Source organism: Phycisphaerae bacterium (assembly GCA_041652575.1).
GTDB lineage: Bacteria > Planctomycetota > Phycisphaerae > Sedimentisphaerales > UBA12454 > UBA12454.
Map to the genome: position 1 here is coordinate 11,615 of JBAZHC010000004.1, position 20,955 is coordinate 32,569.

The following is a 20,955-nucleotide window of genomic DNA, read 5'->3' on the forward strand; positions in this document are numbered from 1 at the left end:
TTACTCCGCATTCACAGAGGCGACTTCAGCCGCTGCGAGCTTTCGCTCTTCAAGCAATTTTTTAATTTCGTACGCCCGTTCCTCAGTAAGAGGATATTTAATCAGCAGTAAGACGCTGAAAAGACACATAACCGATGGCAGACCTATTTCCCATACCCTGAGCCAAAACAGCGTGGAATCAGACTGCGCCGCAAGTTTTTCATTAAAGCCGGTCGCCCTAAGAAGAAGACCCGATACAAGAAGGCCGGCAGATATTCCGATTTTCCACCACCATCCATAAACAGCCTGGTAGCTTCCTTCTCTGCGTTTGCCCGTTTTCAATTCGTCTTCATCGCAAATATCGGCAAGCATAGAATATACAAGCGAAAACAGAACGAGCATTCCCAAAGACAAAGATGCCGTAGGAATCAATATCAGCCATGGATGTGTTTTGCTGTAACAGACGACTTTGAGAGAATTTCCGACAGCCATAACTATAAGAAATATCATAACAGTTTTTGATTTGCCGAGCCGTGTCGCCACATAAGTCATCAGGAAAACGCCTGGCAGAGACAGTGTCGCCCATAATGTTCCGACCCATCCCATAAGAATCGAAGCGGTGGACTTGTCGCCGTCATAAACATAATACAGCATTATGTATTGGCTGAAACCGTTGACGAAATAAAAACCTATTGTTACCGGCAGAACTATCGCCAGCAGCCAGACAAACGTTCGGTTCTTACAGGTCATAGCAAAACCATCCCAGAAATTTACCCTGACCTGATGTTTAACCTGCTCGCCCTTGCGTTCCTTGCAAACCAGCGCACAGATAATGCCTCCTAAAAGCATCAGGCCTCCCATAATAAAACCGACATACTTCATACCTTCTATCTCATCTTTGAACATTTTCCTTGTCGCAAAAAAGTAGAGCCATGGAGTAGTCAGGGCACCGACATTAATCAAAAAGCTGCAATAGGCAAAAAGCCGGGTCCGCTCATGATAATCGTCGGTCATTTCAAAACCTAACGCACCGCGCGGAACATCATATATAGTAGTGGCGGTGAAGAAAAATAAAGACACTGCCAGGATAGCGCCGAATGTAACATACTCATTCCAGCCTTTGGGTATCATCCATAACAGCGCAAAAGCAAGACCAAGTGCAAAAGCTCCGACAAATATAAACGGTATTCTTCTGCCAAATCTCGAACGTGTATTATCCGAATAATTGCCTATCAGAGGATCGGTAAAAGCATCCCAGAGTCTGGGAACAAATTGGGCAACACCCAGAAGAATTGGACTGACGCCGAGACCGGAGTTATAAATAAGCAGAGTCATATTACTGAACGAATTTACCGCTACGTTGGTTGACATCGCTCCAAGACCGTAAGCTACTTTCTGCTTGACAGGAATCCTGTCTTTTTCAGCAGTAATGTGATGTTTCTTTTCAGTCATATTTTCTCGCTATTAATCCTTTAAAGGCTAATCTGTATCGTATTGCTGTTTTTATTAAGAACCGTTTTAAATTTGGCATCCTCAATGACGGCGCCTCCCAAACGGTACGGATTCGGCTCTCTGCCGAATTCAAATTCGACATCGTTAATTTCAATTCTTCTTACTCCTCTTTCATTACCGCTAACGCTGTAAATAAACTTAACGTCGCAGCCGCGGAATTCCATCTGCGCGGTAAAACCGTCAAGCTCTTTCGGCATCACAGGGTCAAAAATAGTATGCCCGTCACGATGACGAACTCCGAGGAGATGTGATATTACATACCTGACAAACATTCCCGGACCGCTCGAATAAATTCTCCAGCCGCCCTTCAAGGCGATTCTGCCGGATATTAATTCGTCATATCGTTTATTGGCTTCGTAACGGCTCGCGAATCCCGCGTCCGAACTGCTGTAGTAGCAATTGGACTGCCGTATGTCCGCCTGGGGAATTATTTTCTGTATGTCAATCGGCACCACTTGTCGTAACGCTTTGACAAATGCTTCTGCATTACCTAATAGCGCCATCGCTTCTGCATAACGTAAATGAGCGTGCGTATACATAAGACCTATTTCGCGTCCGAAGAATGGACAGCTTTCCGCCCGTTTGAATAAACACTGCAGACCGCCGTTATATTCAGGACTACGGTCCATTAATCGCGCGCCATCGGGACCTTTTAATTGCTGTTCGATTATTTCAGAATGTATTTTCGCCTGGGCAGGAGTGAATATCCCGCTTATTATCCCGCGAGTCATCGGTAAAAGGCTGTAATAAATTCCGGTTGTTAAATCTGATGGATGAAGCAGCAGTTCAATCCCGTCTTTTCTATTTACAAAACCGAATCCTGCAACAACATCGTCTTTAATCAGGTAACGATTAAAATCGTTCTGAATTGACACGTAAAGTTTTTCAAGTTCATCGGCTGTTTTGATATGCCCTGCCTTGCGGCAGATATCCGCAAATTCTCTGAAAGACTGATAACTTAAGACTGCCGTCCATGAACTAATCAACTGTTTTTTCAGTTCATTACCGGCAGGCTGCATCGCATCATTCCAGTCGCCTCCATCATAGTTCACCAGTTTTGTTCCGCCGGCAAAACGATTATTTTTAACGTGTTCAATTGCCCGAAGAATATGTCCTAAAACAGAAACACTTTCCTGCTCACCATAGAAAGGCAAATTTTCGTTCAGGAAATCGTAATCGCCGCTGCTGTTAATATACTCGCTGACTGCCAGAATCGGCCAAAAAACAATATCGCCGTGCGATTCGGGATATCGGATATGTTTATATCTGTCATGCATCCACCACTGCGGCCAATTACCATCTATATTTTGATTTGAAAAAACGATAGAAAGAATATTTCTCACTGAAGAATACTGCTCCATACTCAGCAGCATCTCTAACGGCCCCTGGCATATATCGCGTGTGCCCCAGGCCGCCCCGCCGTACTGTTCGAGACCGCGAGGCGTAAGATAATGGATTTGCGAATTATGAATAAACCACGGCAAAATCTCGGTTATTTCACTTATTTTCGAATTTCCACTATTCGACAGGAGTTTTATATTGTGGTTTATCTTTTGTGATTTAGTCTGCTCGACAAGCCCGCCGCGAATTCTCATCACAAATTCTTTTGCCGCTGTCAGTTCGATTGTTAAAAAGTTCAGTCCCCTGCTTTTGCCATCGGCAAAAAGCAATTCGTCTGAACCTGTTTGTTTAATAACCGCCGTATTCTCCAGTCTGACCTCGTAATAACCTTCGGGATACATACGGGCCAGTTTGGTTTTTTTGCCCGGAACGAATTTCAGGATTTTCTGGCCGTTACTCTGCTGCTGCTCGATACTCCATTTATGTTCGTCCGCAAGCTGATTTGAGATAATCCAGTCCGCCGGATTGCCATTAAGAACTCGAATGTTTAATGTAATTTCCGCTTTATCAACTGCAGCTTCGGAAATAATTTCAAAAATATAATCGCCCTGTTTGTAAATCCATCTGCATCCGTTAATCGACATTTCAAAAGCTGATGGTATTCCCAGTTGATAATACTCGCCATTCTGCCGAATAAAAATCCGCTGGCCTGTATGACGCGGAATATTCAATGAGTTCGTGTTTAGACTTAAAAAACGATTAAAATTAACATTACCCTGGGCAACATGCGACAGGAAAACGCCGAACATATAAGTCGAAAAGCTCATCATCGCCTCGTCAGGCGTCAAACCGGTGCCGGTTTTCATAATATGGCCGTGAGGACGTTCGGTCAGAAGTTCTTTGGCCCGCAATACTACATGCCGGTTTTCACCATAAAAGAAAGAAAGCAGCCGGTCTTTGGAAAATTCACTGTGCCTTCGATTATTGCCGAACAAATTATTCAATTCATTTTCTGTAAGGTCTTCGGAAACAAATAATCCGGATTCGGAGAACAAACTCTTTGTCGGCTCATCATAATCATATCCATCGACCCATGGCGTATCGGAAAGCTCTTTAAGCTGTGCAATTCCTGAATCAATTAACTCTATATCGTCCTGACTCGTAGGAACGGTATGGTTTTCGCAGAAAATGCCGAAGAATCCGAGATTACTGATTTGCCCCGGCTCTAAAACAAACGGCTCTTCCTGCAATGCGACAACCGCAAACTCCTGCTGGCGCAGGCCCGGCAATTCCGATGCCGACAGGCATTGAGCGATTCCTGTTCCTTTGCAGGCCGGAGCGAAAAACTGCATTCCGTCCGTTGAAAAACTATTTGTTTTGGAAATCGAACCCAATGCCAGCCATGGAAAACTATCCGGCCCATGTTCATTCTGCCTGCAGCAGATAATATGGCCGTGCTCGCTATGCAAAAGCGGCGTATAATCAATGTACTGGCTTATATATAATTCGTTCTTTTCGTTCCCATCGGCACAGGATAAACCGACATCCTGCACATATAACAGGTCGAGTTCCAGTTGTTTTCCGCTTGTATTCGTCAGTTGTACATCCCACAGCCACGAAGTGTCATTTTTTGCAAGCAGCAACCTGCAGGAAAATAATATACCTTCGAATTTACCCTTAATTTCATAAATATTTTTATTAATAATATGATTTCCGCAGGTTTTTGGCCCTGACAGCGGAACAGCAATAATTTTATTTCCTCTGATTCTCAGGTATAAATTGCTGCATGCCGGTTCGAGCGAACTGCCGTCGATAAGATTGATTTGCACTTTCCCCTGCTCGATACTTTTTATACTGCCGTTTTCGAGTATGGAAAATTTCAAGCCTGCGGAATTTCTCACGCTGTAAATCTGCGGCTTGTCAATCAATATGTTTTCTTTTAAATCCATCTAAATCCCTGTTTTGAAATCACCTTTGAAGCCGGCTCTGGCAAGACCCTGCCGGACATTGTTGTTTTTCATCATCAGTTTCCAGATAAGCCCGCTTCGGGCATTTTCTATCAATAAAAGCATAGGTCCCTGTGCGATACCTATCACATTGTCCGAAACCCAATGCTTATCAATATTAAAACCGTCCCAAAAACCATAGCCGCCGTCTTCGGGAGATTGCCATACAGCTTTGCCGTCAACTTTAAGATTACGCATTTCTCGTAACGCATTCATTGCATCGGCGGCTGCGAAAGGCACCGACATTCCGGCACCGTAAGGATGCAAAGTGCCATATTGACCCTGATTATCTTTCGCACCGCGGGGTTCATGTCCGAGTACAACATAGGTATCTTTGGGGCCGGAACCTGCCGTAATTCCCCAAAGATTTTCGCCGTAACCTGCATATTCAGAAGAATGGTCGCGGCACCAGTCGCGGTTGGCAATAACTGCCCTGCGGGTGTTTTCGAACCAGTCAACGCCAAGCGAATCTTTGCCTGTTTGTTTAAAATCATAAAAGCAATGCGCGAACATATATGTAAATAACGTTCCGGGATACGAATAAATATATGGCTCACCGTTTTTATATGTTCCAACAGGACGATTCCAGTTGGTCATGGTCTCAGGAGATAATCGATATTCGGAATTTGGAGCGGCCTGACCCAGCAGCGATATTAAAAGAGTTTCGTCCGTGTACCAGTCCCAGGTTTGTTTTTCGAATTTTCCCGGCTCGCCCATATCATAAGCCATATACACCTGTCCATTTTCGGGATTAACATAAGCAGCCCAGTTCACACGGGCAAAAATTCGTTCTGCCGACGATTTAACCTCGCCGCCGAAATATTCACCCGCGACAATCGTACCGGCAATCATTAAAGCGGTATCTATCGTGGAAGTAACACCTTCATAGCCAAGTTTAGTCGTATTTCCAGTGGCCAAATCGATAAAATGACAAAATACTCCTTTGTAATGAGCATTGGAATTTTCGAGGGTACGCAGAGCATTTAATGCACGACTCTTCGCCTCATCGTAAGATACATATCCCCGCTCGACACCTATTGGAAGCGCAGCCAGTCCAAAGCCCAAAGACGCAACACTGCAAACATTTTTACCTGTCCTGTCCCGCACAAGACCTGAAACAGGATTAGCTTCTTTCCAGAAAAACTGAAAAGACGCTCGGCTGATTTCCTCAAGCAGACGTTCATCATCTGCCGTAAAAGCGCCGCGGCAAAATCCGCAGGGCAGCAAAGCGGCCATAGTAATAAAAATAATACTATTTTTTCTACCGTTCACCCTTCTCTCCGAAAATTCAGCTATCTGCTCTGCCGCAGCCGCACGAATCACGAACTATAAGCCGTGCTTTCAAAACGACTTTCGCCGGCTCTGTAGTCTGGCCGGATATACGGTTCAAAATCATTCTGACCGCAACACGGCCGATTTCTTTTGTCGGGATACGCATTGTGGTTAGTTTCAATCTGCGATGTATTGCTATATCGGAATCGTCAAAACCGGCCACTCCAACCTGCTGGGGAACCTTAATTCCTTTATCCATAAGGGCATCAATGACGCCGCATGCGATATCGTCATTACCGGCAACAATACCGTAACGTTCCTGGGGTTTAATCAGGGGAAATATCTTTTCCTGCGTAAGACGATAACCTTCGTCATAGCTGTAATTATTGCCGAAAAACTTTTTGTCATCAGCGGTTACCTTTATTGATGCAAGAGCATCGGTAAAACCGCGGGCTCGTGCCGTAGTATCGACATTGTGTTCTGAACCGCCGACAAAAAATACATTTGTGATTCCATGTACATCAATAAAGTGCCGAGTCACCTCAAAAGCACCAAGATGGTTATCCAGAAGTATATTATCGAGCCGCCAGAGATTCACATCCTTGTCCAGAATTACCAAAGGCCCGTTGATGTTTCCAACGCCTTCGAGCACCTCATCGTATAATTCCGAAAGCATAAGTATTACGCCGTCAGTTCGGCCTTCCGAACACAGTCTGCTGACAGCTTCTATTTGAGATTCCGCCCCTTTTGCTTTGAGTACCATTATATGGACGCCATTGGCCTGTGCCTCTTCATGTGCACCTTCCATTAACATCGCAAAATACTGGCCTTCAAAATCCGGAACAATCAGACCTATCGTATCGGTTCGTCTTCTGCTCAATGCCTGTGCCCTGCTGTTGGGATGAAAATCCAAATGACGAATGGCAGTTTCGACTTTACGCCGTGTGTCCGGAGCGACTCGACCCAAACCATTTACTACACGGGAAACTGTGGAAATGGAAACGCCGGCAACCCTGGCAACATTATGAATCGTTATGCTCCCTGTTTCTGTAACCATTTATATACCCTCAACAAAAAACTACGACTGTAAAAGCCTTTTTACAATATTTACGCATTTTTGTCAATAAAATTATTTCAGTTCCGCACAAAACACTCTTTTTAGTATTTTTTTCTTGACTTTTTATGGGAATTATAGAAAATTATGCAGTGAAAACGCTTTTACATATTTAACTCTTTTAACCTTGAAAATTATCAAAAATCTGTTAAAAAACGCAAAAAATTGGAGAAATTTGCCATGAAATCAGCTTTTTTACTCATATTTCTTGTCTTCTTTACAGCTTCCACACTCGCAGAACAGTGGTATATTTTTGAAGACTTTGACAGCAATCAATGTCTTGCAAAATGGAAACCTGCTAATATTAATGGCTCTTCGCAAGTTATTATGGTCAAACAGGCATTATCCCTAAAATGGCAAGGAGACCGCGATGGTGTAGAACTGAAATACTTCCCCGCAACACCTATCGATATAACATCATGGCAAAAAATTCGAGTATACGCATCAATCGACACCAATAATAGCGATGGCAAACTAAACCTTTGGCTCCATGACGGCGGCAAAGGCTCTTTTGTAACAGGCACCAATATCAGCCAGACTAATATAGAATTCAACCTCGAAGATGCAAAAAAACAAATAGATGCTCAGGCTGTTAGAGAGTTTGCTCTGGTCGTCAACGGCTATCCTAACGATAACGGCACTATCTCATTTAGCAAAATTGAAGTATTCAGTGATAATGAAATTACCAAAGCAACTCTAACTCCTCTACCATCAGCGACAATCTCTGCCAGTTCAGAACAAAAAGAAATGACCGCGGCTATGGCAATGGACGGAAAAATGGACACACGCTGGTCAAGCAGTTCAAATGATAATGAATGGCTGCAAATCGATTTCAATACACCAACAGAACTGGTCGGCCTGAAACTTCACTGGGAAACCGCATACGGCAGAAATTATGAGATTGAAACACTCGCAGATAACGGTAAATGGGAAACCGCAAGCAAAATACAATACGGCGACGGCGGAGTCGATGAAATATATTTCGGCCTGCGAAAAACCAGGGCGGTCCGTTTTGTCGGTCATAAACGCGGTACAGGCTGGGGTTATTCTCTCTGGGAAATAGAAATATTAGGAAAAGAAAACCAAATACTCGCAAACGCCTCGTCATCGGCCAATGGTACTGATGCTCTGGCAGTATTAGACGGAAAAGCAGATACTTACTGGCAATCGGGACCTGATAACGGCGAAAACACAACTCTTGAACTAACCTTCCCGCATAAATTCGGTATCGGAGGTCTGCAAATCAACTGGGCACAACAAAATTCACCAGCCTGCAAAATCGAGGCACTTGCCGAAGACAGCGACCAATGGCAAATCATTATGAATAAAAAGGCCGGTGTTAATAATACGGAAGATTTGTTTTTCTCGGCTGTTAATACCAAAAAACTGCGGCTTGTATTCGAAGCAGAACCTGTCCGCATCTCAGACATACAAATTAAAGGAACAAGCGAAGCGTGGACGCCGGTAAGACATTTTGAAATGCTCGCACAGCGACTGCCTGATGGAATGTTTCCCGGCTGGCTGCGGAGAGAGCAGGCATTCTGGACAGTTACAGGACTTTCCGGAAGTTTCAACGAATCGCTGCTGGATGAATACGGAAAAGTAGAATCGGGACTTAGAAATTTCAGCGTAACACCTGCCCTGATAATCGACGGCAAACTGCTCAGTGCCAAAAATTTCAAACTCACTCAATCTCTTGCAGATGACTGGGCACCTATCCCATCTGTAAAATGGCAAGGTAATGACATATCACTAAATATAACTGCAAACACAATCGAACCAGACACTACGATTGTGCTTTATACCTTAAAAAATACAAGTAAAAAAGCTCGTGACATTTCTCTTCTGCTGGCGGCAAGGCCATTACAAATAAACCCGCCATGGCAATTCGGCGGCTATTCTTCCATTAAACAAGCCAATTGGCAGGATAATGAAAACACCTTAATACTCAATGACACACAGGCTTTGCGGCTTTATCCGAAGCCATCCTTTCAATCACTTTACAGTCAAAAACCTACGGCAGATTCAATCGATATAATCGAATGTCTTACAGATAAAAAATCTGACGGCAATTCTGTTTCTTCGCCGGAAGGTATTATTTCAGCGGGCGCACGATACAATTACCATCTGGCCGGCGGCGAAACGAAAACAATACTGGCAATTTATCCAAATACCGACAAGACAAATATTTCAGTCAGCGGCAGCTATGAAGAGTTCTTCAGCAGCGAAATGAAAAAATCCCTGAAATACTGGCGGCAACTGACCGGCGACTGGGACATCAATATTCCTGACAAAAAATTAGCCAATCTCATCCGCTCCAATCTCGCTTATCTTCTTATCAATGCCGATGGGCCTGCAACTCAGCCCGGCTCGCGAAACTATAACAATTCGTGGATACGCGACGGCGCAATCAGCGCAACGGCGATGATGAGATTCGGAATGCTCGATTTCGGCAAAAAATACCTGCAATGGTTCACAGGACTAATCAAAGATGACGGATTTATTCCGTTCATTGTCGAAACCAAAACAGGCAATCCGGTCGGTTTTGCCGATACCTGGGGCGAATACGATTCGTTTGGAGAATATGCGTTCCTTGTCCGGGAAGTTACAGAAATTACCGATGACAATAGTATCGCCCAGATGAGCTGGCCGAAATTAAAAGCGGCTATGAAATATATGGAGAACCTGCGTAACCAGCGTCTGACAGAACAGTATAAAGGAACAGAATACGAAGGAATCTTACCGCAATCCAACAGCCATGAAGGATATTTCCCCGCAAAGCACAGCTATTGGGACGATTTTTTTGCACTTAAAGGCCTGCAGGATGCACAGACCATCGCCCTGCGGCTCGGATATAAAGATGACGCCGTGTGGCTTAATGGTTTTGAAAAAGAACTTCGCAAATCACTGTTCGAATCTATGGAAAAAGTTCGACAACGCGATAATCTCAAAACACTTCCTGCCTGCGCGGAGCTTGGCGATTTCGACCCGACATCGACATCTATCGGAATTATGATAGCCGATGAACGTGACAATCTGCCAGAAGACGCTCTTGAAGCAACTTACGACAAATATATGCAGGATTGCATCCAAAGAGCAGCGCAGCCGGCAGACAAACGCAGTTCATATACGCCTTATGAAGTTCGAAATATCGGCGCTATGATTCGGATGGGCAGAAGCGCAGACGCCAGAACGCTGCTCGATTTCTTTGTAAATGACGGCGTAAGACCTGCCGCGTGGAACCATCTGGCCGAAGTTGTGCACGGCGATCTTCGAACTCCAAGTTATATTGGCGATATGCCGCATACATGGGTCGGTGCGGAGTTAATCAATTCGATTCGGGATATGCTCGTTTATGAAGACCGGGGCAGGCTTGTGCTCGCAGCAGCGATACCGGACAAATGGCTCGATAAGGGCATATCGGTCAGAAATTTGCAAACATTATGGGGTCCTATTAGTTATAATATCAAACGAGATACGAACGGCAAAGTTACACTTAAATTGAATTATACTAAAAAACCGCCGAATGGCTTTGCAGTCCCAGCAGGAACAGAGCTAATTGTTCAGGAGACAAAAATGATACCTCAGGCATTAAAACAAAAACAACAGCAGACTTGCGGATTATCTTTTAACGACCAGGCATTCCAACGAAATGGCGAAAGTTATTTTATTTTGAGCGGCGAAATGCATTATTTTCGCGTCGATGCCGACCTGTGGCCAAAACATCTTCAAATGATAAAAGAGGCTGGTTTGAATACGGTCTCATCTTATGTGCCATGGTCTCTGCACGAACAAATCGAAGGCGAGCCGGACTTTAGCGGTAAATACGGTGCAAATCTTAATCTTGAACGATTTATCAAACTGTGTAAAAAATTAGAATTGAATCTCATTCTAAAGCCCGGGCCATATATTCTCGCTGAATTGACTATGCATGGGATTCCGAAATGGTTTTTTGAAAAATACCCGGCGACATTAGCCTGTGATTTTAACGGCAGGCCTTATCCTGTCAAATACACCTGCCTTGTTCATCCGGATTATAAAAGAAAAGTTATGCAATGGTATGACGCGGTAATGCCGCTAATTGCGAAAAACCAGAACTCAAATGGCGGACCTGTCATAATGGTGCAGGTTTGCAATGAAGCTGGTTTGTTCCAATGGCTCGGCGGCAGCGGTGATTACAGCCCGGAATCTCTGATGGAATACCGTAAATATCTGGAAAATCATTACACAGATATTGGCGAATTGAATAAACACTATGGCAGCAACTATTCAACTTTCGAAGATGTTGAAGCACCGGCAGGCAGAGCAGTTTCAAGAGCTGACCATTTCGCATACAGGGACTGGGAAAGTTTTCATCGGGATTTTTATGCCGAGTATATCGGATGGCTCATTAAAGAAATTCGTGAACACAATGTAAATGTTCCGCTATTTCATAATGTGCCGGGTTGGGTTTATGGACGAGCCAAAAGTATGCCGGTTTGTCTGTCGATGTATCATAAGTTATCACGGCTTTATCCCGATATCCTGCTCGGAGTCGACCATATCCCTGAAAATCCGTCATATCGCAATTTTCACGATGACCGGCTTATCAATGCTTTTACGAAAGCGATTCAGGGTAATCGCGGGCCGACGTATATCGCAGAACTTCAGGCTGGCACACGCGAGGCGTGTGTTTGCGTTTATCCAAACGAAATGGAACTATTCTATAAAGCATGCCTTGCGAATGGCGCAGTCGCGATGAATTATTATATGTTCAGCCAGGGGCAAAATCCGCCCGGCTGGGGAATTTACGATTCGTCGTTTTATCTGCAAACACCTTTAAATGTCAAAGGAGAACCATCAGAAAACTATCCTGTAACAAAAAATATAAATGAATTTATCAATACGCACGGCCAAAGACTTTGCGAAAGTCAAAACAAAGCTTTACAGGCTTTGGCATTTTATCCGCCTTATTATTACCGCGAATTCACCAGTCCACTGTTTACAGGGGAAAATCTTGATGAATTTTTGCTCGCTGACTGCAAGCTCGATACGCGAATGGTTACGGATGAATTGCTTTTTGAAAGTCTCGGCAAACTTATTGCGATGGACAATCAGGAATATGATGCTGTCGATATTACAAATGCTGATTCTCAACTTGACCGGTATAAACAGATTTGGATGGCCTGCACGGAACAGATGGATGAAAATACTCAACATTTATTATTAGATTATGTTCGGCGAGGCGGACACTTGATTTGTTTTCCGACACTGCCAAAATTCGACCTTAACGCCAATCCATGTTCAATTCTCGCAGATGGTCTCGGCATAAACAGTGAGGAAGTAAAAACAGACAGCGATGGAATGATTCGCTGGGTCAAAACAAATGAAGATATACACGCAATCAGTTATATTGAAACATTCAACGCACCGCATGGAGAGGTTATCGCATCAACGCGCAACGGCAAATCGTGCGGTATTAAAGTCAAATGCGGCAAAGGTTCGGCATCGATTCTTGGAACAGGATTTATCTATCAGGCTACGGCACACAAAAAAGCATGGCAGCATTTAAGTCTCGATATGAATTTCAAAGGTCCTGTTACCTGTGATAATCCGATGATTATAACACGGACGCGTTTCAATAAAACAGGCGGCGGATACTTTTTTATGCTGAATTATCACAATCAGACTCTTGAGGGAAAAATATCATTCAATAATAAAAAGGTTAATTTGCCGCCATTTAGCGGTTTGATAGTACCATTCGATAACCCTTAATCTTTTAAAGGATTATTCCAGTGATGAAAAAGTTTTATTTTTCAGGATTGATTATGATACTCATTGTCGCTAATGTATCCGGCAATTGTTCAAAGCAGGACGAAATATATCTTCGTGAAATCCTTAAGCAAACATGGGTTTATCTTGACAGTCATCTCGCCAAAGAAACAGGATTCCCAACCGATTCACAAACACCCGGCGGCAATACCAACACCACAAATATCGGATTATATCTTTCCGCCATAGGCCCTGCCGAGAAAATGGGGTTTATTTCAAGAGCAGATGCTTTGGCGCGAATAACCAAAATAATCGAATCTATTGAAAAAATCGAATCACGCAACGGATTCATTTACAACTGGATTGATGTCGGCGGCGATACGAAAATGGCTGACGGCGTTATGGCAGTATCGGATTTTAATAAACTTATCACGGGGCTGATACTTGTCCGGCAATTCTTTCCGGAACTGGCCGACAAGGCCTCGCCATTGATTGAACGGGTAAAATGGAGCACACTTTATGATGCCGCCACCGGCAATACGTATTGGGGATATGATATTAAAAACGACAGGCCCATAGGACTGGGAAATTTCTGGCTGGCTTCCGACTGCAGGCTGGTTATGTTTTATATGATTGCAAGCGGAAACGGACCAGTGAAAATATGGGACGATGCGAAACGCCAAAAAATTCAAGCTGACGGACTGACATTTTACGAGCCGGGCTACTGGTTCGGCGGAATTTTTATGGCGGCAATGGATGCGATATTTTTAGACCCGCCGGACAGAACTGAAATAGGAAGTTCTATAGGCGACTTCGCATGGCATCAGATTCAGCAGGCACAGAACCGCGGATTGAAAGTATGGGGATGGTCAAACTGCAATATACCCGGCAAAGGTTATACCGAAGGAGGATTTTTGCCGTGGTGGGTTGTAACGCCGCACGCTTCGGTACTGGTGATAGAATATTATCCACGTCACGTAATCGAAAATTTACACCGGCTTGACGCGATGGGAATGCGAAAACCTTTGACAGCAGACAAACATTTCGGATTTTGTGATTCTATCGACATTCGAAATGGTAAAGTCGACGACAGATACCTGTCGCTGGACCAGGCGATGCTGTTTTTGTCTTTAACGAATTTTCTCGAAGATGGTATGGTGCGCAAATATTTCGCACAAGACAGGTTAGTCAAAAATGGTTTCAAATTATTAGAAACTCGCCTTGCGAAGGACCCGAATCTCCTGAAAAAATGGGCAGAAAGAGACACTTCACCGCCTCAGTCTTCGCCTGCGGGAAAAACTTCTAAAAATATTGCTTTAGATATGAAACAGCCGGAAGGAATTATTTTAAATACCGCCGCCTTGGGAGGCAGTAAAGTTGACGCAAAATTCACTGCTGAAGGTTTAGTTGCCGATTTTACGGCAGGCGATGAGCAAGCCAGTGAAATCAATATTGATATAATCTTTCCACAAATAGACGGAAGAAATCTCGACGGGATTCAAATTGTATGCAGCGGAAGCTCAAAAGAAGCTTTTGGCGGAGTCAGGATTTATCTATACGACGACCAGGGGCAATCACAATATACTTTTATAGATGGCATAACGCCTGAACTGAAGCAGCATAATATTCCGGACTCCTCTATATTTGGAATGCTGTCAAAACCTTATGCGGTTAATAAACTGACTATAAAACTTTGGGCCAAGCCGTGGTACTATACAAATCAGTGCACAAAGGCAAAATCCGGAAGGCTTATTATTGATAAAATCATATTCAAACAAAAAGGGTGAGAACCGCAAAGGTCCCACCCTTTTAAACATTCATACTCTTCTATAACTAATCTGTTACTTGCGGCAGGAAAGCATTTTTGCCTTTATGCGATCTGAATTCCTTGCCTTTTTTACCTTCGAACCGTTTCAAATAACCGGCATCAGGTGTTTTACTGTAAGAAGCCTGTCTGAATGTGCCATCCGCGGCATCTACAATTACTGCCACTGAACAGCCGTTATTCTTTACAAACGGAACAATGAAATAGCTGCCGGAATCGTCTTTAATTTGAACCGGCTTGCCCGGATACGAGCCGATATAAGCTGTCTCGAACCCTTTGTCTGATTTCAGAACATTATCCTGCAGACCTTTAACAGCGGCATCTATAATATCCTTCTTCGAATTGAGCTTCTCTTTGTATTTAACAGGTTGAGCTATGGTTACCTGTGCCTGCTTAGCAGGAGGCTCGCATACTGTGACATATTTGCCATCCCAGGTATCGGTGGTATCGAGCATAATATAATCATTGGCCAGTTCAGCGGCGGTTTTATAAACGTTTTCGCCAATACCGCTTGCGCTCGGGTCGGTAATCCAGAACCCGTAAACTGTATAGTTCGAAGTTGCCCATGGATTTGCGCTTGCGCTGAAGCCGTTAACAAGAACCCAGTTTTCATAATTGCCGCCGAGCGGAATGATTGTCGGCATATTCTGCGGAGTTGCTCCTGCTATATCGTACTCAATCCAGTAACAAATGCTATGATAAGCATCATTTAATGTCGTAGCGCTCATAGCAGAATAATTATAATTTGCGTTCAATTCATAATGATTCAACGTTATATACATTCCGTGCGGGTCTACGTAATTGCCGTCCTGATTATAATTATTCGCAACACCGTAGCTATGCAGGTCGGCTTGTGTATACGCGTTTATACCTTCATAATCGAGTGCCATTTTCATACAGGCAGCCCCACTGTAATTGGCCTGCTGTCGCTGGGAATAAGGCATACTAAAATGTACAATATTCCGCCGTTCGATTTTAAATACATCCAATCCCAAACCATAGCTGCCGCCTGTTGCGACTTTCAACTTAATAGAATGCTGGCCCTCTGTTATAGCACCGAGTGATATCGGCTCTGTCCATTCAAAATCATTCCAGGTGCCGGTATCCAATGTGGTAAATTGTCCTTTCTCAACATCATCCAAATAGATTTTAATAACATTGCCCGCAACGTCATCGGCATACCTGACCTTTATTGAAGCGTAATTATAATCCTGCAAATCAACCATATATGTCGCTTCGTCATTTACACCATAACTATTGTCCGGAGACCAGTCGGGACCGATATGAAGGACCTGGCAGCTGGAGGCATTTGTTTTGGCTTCCAGCCTAATTCCACTGGTTCCTACACCGCCAAAAGTAACGGAGTTATAATCTTCACATTCGCAAAAATCAAAACTTATTGTGGCATATTCCTTACCTGGCGCACAGGAATTGAAATTCCAGTAAGAAAACAGCATATATGCCGTAGAGTCTATTATAGGCATAGAATACGCATAATCAAAACCACTGTCTGTCACATAATAAGGAAGCCCGCAGGAATTAGGTTCAACTGTTCCATTCAGCCATGTTTTTTCGAGTTCTTCTTTAAGGCCGGATAAATCTATCGCCAAATCCGAACTCCATATACCCCATACGTTTAGTAACTGCGCGCTTATTTCGATGTTAATAAAGTCCTCACTATCAAATGCACTGTATCCTGAAACGGTTGTAATATTGTCGTAATCCCATGTTTCAGTTCGTTCAAAATTGTCCAGATAATTGAATCCATCAAGGTCGCCAAAGATTAGAGAAGCACGTGTCGTGTGGTCTAAAATACCGGCATAGGATACTTCATCATAAAATCTGGCCTTAAGTTTAATTAAAGCCATATCCACATCTTCATCGCCTTCAAAAGGAGCCAGAGCTGCATACATATCTGCTACGCCTTCGCCTATAATCGAGCTGCAATCATTTCCTTCCTCGGTAAGCCATTCAACGAGTGCATCGGACAGGTCTGCATAATCGCCAAGACCATTATTAACCTGATTATAGTAATTCAAGGCAATCAGCAGAAACGCGTTATCACCAACCCAGTAATCCGACTCAATCGGTTGGCCGGTACCCGCATCCCACCATTGTACGAATCCATGGAAATCATTAGGGTCAGCATCATAAACTGACTTAAAAAAGTTAAAAATCCCATTTGCAGAATTGGTATCACCCTGATGGATAAACGCCATTGCGGAAAGTGCGTTTTTGTAAACAGTTGTACCATTATACTCTTCTCCTTCGCGAGATTTTACCAGGCCTGTGTTAGCGTTTATAGAGCTTTTGAGATACGATACCATATCCTCCATAGAGTTGCGAATTTCGAAAACATCCAAAACAGCGCCATAACTGCCGCCTGTTGAGACTTTCAGCTTGATTGTGTGCTGGCCGGCAGATATGGAACCCAATGATATGGAATTTGTCCATTCAAATACATTCCAGCCGCCGGTAAAAAATGTTATAAACTGCCCTTTTTCCACATCATCCAAATAAACTTTAATAACATTGCCTGCCACGTCATCGGAATATTTGATTTTGATTGAAGCATTATCACATTCCTGTAAATTAACGGTATAAACAGCTTCATCGTTTACACCATAACTATCGTCAGGAGACCAGTCAGGACCGATATGAAGAGCTTCTTCGCCGGAAGCGGCTGAATGGGACTCAAGTCTGATTTGCTCCGGAGTTCCTGTCCCGCCCCAGGTAACAGAATTATAATCCTCACATTCTCTTGGATAGTTGGCAGCATTTGCGTTTTCAATTGCCGGCACAATTATGCCAAACATTAAAACAACAATAGAAACTGGAAAAAATAACTTTTTGCACATTTACATATCTCCTTAATAAAAGTAATTCTATCTGCCGTGGTTTTACTTTTATCGGAGAGATTAAAAAACACCATTTTGCGGATGATTTCAACCATCTTGCGACCTATATAATATTTGTCGCAAAATGGTGTTTGTAGTTTACGACATATTGATATAATCATTGATACGTTCAAATGATTAGAAATAATAAATATTTACTGTATGCGATAGTTTTGTGTATTTCAGTCTGCACGTCAGCTCAGATACCTGCCGACTTCACAAATGACAAAATCGTCAATATTAAAGACCTGGCGGTAATGTGCGGGCATTGGCTCGACGATGTTCAGCCCTTTACTGACGGCGACGTCAACGGCAGCGGCAATGTAAATATTCTGGATTTCAACGGGCTTGCCAAACAATGGTACTACAAGGACTGTAATTCTCTTACAGCAACCTCATCAAGTCAGGAGAATTCCGATTTAGTACCGCAAAGAGCCGTCGATGGCAATTTTACGACGCGATGGTCAAGTGATTTTCAGGATGGGCAATGGCTGCTTATCGATATGGGCCAAATCAGGCAGTTGCAGGGATTAAAAATTTATTGGGAAACAGCTTACGCGTCTGCATACCAGATTTTGCTGTCGCAGGACACGAATCAATGGGCCGCCGTCTTTTCTACAGGCAGCGGAGACGGCGCGGTGGATGATATTTCTTTTCCGCCGGCTTTCGCACGCTATATCAAAATATACTGTACTACACGTGCGACAGAATGGGGAAGTTCGATATGGGAAATGCAAATCAATTCGACTGATAGATGTTACGAAGACACTTCAGATTCTGTTATAGACGGACAAATCGAATTTCTCATAAGCCAAATGACGCTCGAAGAAAAAATAGAACTTATCCATGGCGAAACTTCGATGGACCTGCCTGCCATCAGCCGATTGGGAATCCCGGCCCTGCATATGGCAGATGGTCCTGTCGGTGTCAGAGAAGGAACTGCGACAGCATTTCCGGCGAGTATCGCACTTTCAGCGAGCTGGGATATCAGCCTTGCAAACCAGGTCGGCCGGGCAATCGCAAAAGAATTGCGCAACAAGGGTAGGAACATCATCCTGGCGCCCTGTATGAATATAGTCAGAATCCCTCAGGGCGGCCGAAATTTCGAAACATTCGGCGAAGACCCCTTTCTTAACTCCAGAATGGCTGTCGCATATATCGAAGGAGTGCAGTCGCAAAAAGCAATCGCCTGCGCGAAACATTATGCCTGCAATAATCAGGAATACCAGCGAGGCACAATAGATATTCAGGTTGACCAGCGTGCCTTGCAGGAAATATATTTGCCTGCGTTCAAGGCTTCTGTAACCGAAGCCGGCGTGTGGTCTGTTATGACAGCATATAATAAATTAAACGGCTATCATTGCACCGAGAACAGTTTTCTTCAGCAAACCATATTAAAAGACGAATGGAATTTTAAAGGCTTTATCGTATCAGACTGGGGCGCTGTTCACAGTACCGCAGAATCCGCAAATAACGGACTTGACGTTGAGATGCCATCACAAGGTTACTGGGATAATGGACAACTGCTTGCGGCAGTAAATAACGGCCAGGTAAGCATAAATACTATCGATGATAAAGTCCGCAGGGTGCTGCGGGCGATATACAAAAGCGGAATGACCAAAGATGTCTGGCAAGGCACCGATGGAGAAACAGCGGAGCATAATAAACTTGTACTGGATACGGCAACTGCCGGGATAGTACTGCTGAAAAACAAAAATTCCGTATTGCCTTTGGACAGTAATGCCAATATTACTATCGCGGCAATCGGCCCGAGTCTTTACAAAGCAAGAACCGGCGGCGGAGGAAGCTCATTAGTCAGTCCGTATTATTCTGTATCGCCTCTGCAGGGACTGCAAAATACAGCAGGAGCTAACCTTACAATAGAACATTGTGCCGGTTCGATTCTCAACGAAAACGACTCGCCCCCTGTCGAACCTTCGTATTTATTTGTTCAGGATATGAGCCGAAACGGTATGAACGCCGAATATTTCAATAATATAAACCTGCAGGGTACGCCTGTTTTAACCCGTGTCGATACAACTATAAACTTTAACTGGGGGCTCGGTTCCCCGGGCAGCAATATAAATGCCGACAACTTCAGCGTAAGATGGATAGGCAAACTTATCGTCCCATCAAGCGGCACTTATAAATTAGGCATGACAACAGACGATGGATTCAGGCTCTATATCAACGGCCAATTATTAATCAACGACTGGACAGACCACAGCGTAAAATTCACTTCAACCAATATTTCACTGAATGCCAATCAGCAGTATAATCTCGTAATTGAATATTATGAAAACACCGGTGCTGCCGTCGCGGAACTGGCCTGTTTCAATCCCAGTTCTTTGCTCAATGAGGCAATCAATAAAGCTGCCACTGCCGATGTAGCTGTATTATTTGTCGGACTTTCGAGTGATATCGAAGGAGAAGGTAATGACAAAGCCACGATGGATCTGCCTGTAGAACAGATTCAGTTAATACAATCTGTCGCTGCGGTTAATCCCAACACAATCGTTGTCGTCTTCAGCGGACCGCAAGTTGGTATGAGCGGCTGGATAGACAATGTATCAGCTGTAATACAGGCGTGGTACCCGGGTCAGGAATGCGGCAACGCGGCGGCGAACATACTTTTCGGCAGGGAAAATCCATCAGGCAAATTGCCTGTTACGTTTATTAAAAACTGGGAGGATAGCCCCTGCTATTCAAATTATCCGGGCAATGTCTACACCGAAGGCATCTTTGTCGGCTACCGCTACTTCGACCACGCAAACGTCGAACCTCTATTCCCCTTCGGCTTCGGGTTATCATATACGACTTTCGCGTACAGCGACCTTGTTATCGACACAAGCTCATTGGCATCGAATGGAACCTTTACAGTATCTTTGAATGTTCAGAACATCGGTCAAAAAGCAGGCAGCGAAGTCGTACAGCTTTACGTTTCTGATATTGTCAGTTCAGTACCCAGACCTCCTAAAGAACTCAAGTCGTTTGAAAAGGTTTATTTGCAGCCGGGCGAAAGTAAACCCGTCACATTTACTCTCGATAAAAACGCATTATCTTTTTACGACGTTGCCAATAGTCGATGGTATGCCGAACCGGGAACGTTTGAAGTGCAGATAGGAAGCAGTTCAAGAGATATCAGGCTTTCCGGCACTTTCGAATTGTTCTAACAATTGAAACTACGGAACTCGAACCTGTTCGTCGCCATGCTTCATTGGAATATATAAGTCCTGTGGAATATGAGAAAATAAGCGA

At 43.9% G+C, this 20,955-nt stretch carries 8 protein-coding genes; 3 read left to right on the forward strand and 5 right to left on the reverse strand.

Annotation, left to right across the window (positions count from 1 at the left end; translation table 11 throughout):
* The 4 genes from WC496_04050 to WC496_04065 are packed head-to-tail and all read right to left on the reverse strand — an operon-like array spanning position 1 to position 7,167.
* Positions 1-1,431, reverse strand: coding sequence for an MFS transporter (locus WC496_04050; protein ID MFA5292189.1), 1,431 nt, complete (start codon positions 1,429-1,431; stop codon positions 1-3).
* 20 nt (positions 1,432-1,451) lie between these two features.
* Positions 1,452-4,781, reverse strand: coding sequence for a hypothetical protein (locus WC496_04055; GenBank protein MFA5292190.1), 3,330 nt, complete (start codon positions 4,779-4,781; stop codon positions 1,452-1,454).
* Positions 4,782-6,110, reverse strand: a complete 1,329-nt coding sequence (locus WC496_04060) for a glucoamylase family protein (protein ID MFA5292191.1) — start codon at positions 6,108-6,110, stop codon at positions 4,782-4,784.
* A gap of 16 nt (positions 6,111-6,126) precedes the next feature.
* On the reverse strand, positions 6,127-7,167 hold the full coding sequence (locus WC496_04065) for a LacI family DNA-binding transcriptional regulator (GenBank protein ID MFA5292192.1): 1,041 nt from the start codon (positions 7,165-7,167) through the stop codon (positions 6,127-6,129).
* Positions 7,168-7,404: 237 nt separating this feature from the next.
* On the opposite strand from WC496_04065, the gene WC496_04070 reads away from it, so the two are divergent.
* Together WC496_04070 and WC496_04075 are read left to right on the forward strand one after the other, a co-directional pair.
* The gene (locus WC496_04070) at positions 7,405-12,978 is read left to right on the forward strand and encodes a beta-galactosidase (protein ID MFA5292193.1); all 5,574 of its coding nucleotides are present in this window, start codon (positions 7,405-7,407) and stop codon (positions 12,976-12,978) included.
* Positions 12,979-13,001: 23 nt separating this feature from the next.
* Complete coding sequence (locus WC496_04075) at positions 13,002-14,762, forward strand: glucoamylase family protein (GenBank protein MFA5292194.1); 1,761 nt, start codon at positions 13,002-13,004, stop codon at positions 14,760-14,762.
* A gap of 46 nt (positions 14,763-14,808) precedes the next feature.
* Here WC496_04075 and WC496_04080 read toward each other — a convergent pair whose 3' ends face one another.
* Entirely contained in the window at positions 14,809-17,658 is a 2,850-nt protein-coding gene (locus tag WC496_04080) for a carbohydrate-binding protein (GenBank protein ID MFA5292195.1), read from the reverse strand.
* Between the two features lie 173 nt (positions 17,659-17,831).
* On the opposite strand from WC496_04080, the gene WC496_04085 reads away from it, so the two are divergent.
* The gene (locus tag WC496_04085; protein MFA5292196.1) at positions 17,832-20,870 is read left to right on the forward strand and encodes a glycoside hydrolase family 3 C-terminal domain-containing protein; all 3,039 of its coding nucleotides are present in this window, start codon (positions 17,832-17,834) and stop codon (positions 20,868-20,870) included.
* Positions 20,871-20,955 lie beyond the last annotated feature (85 nt).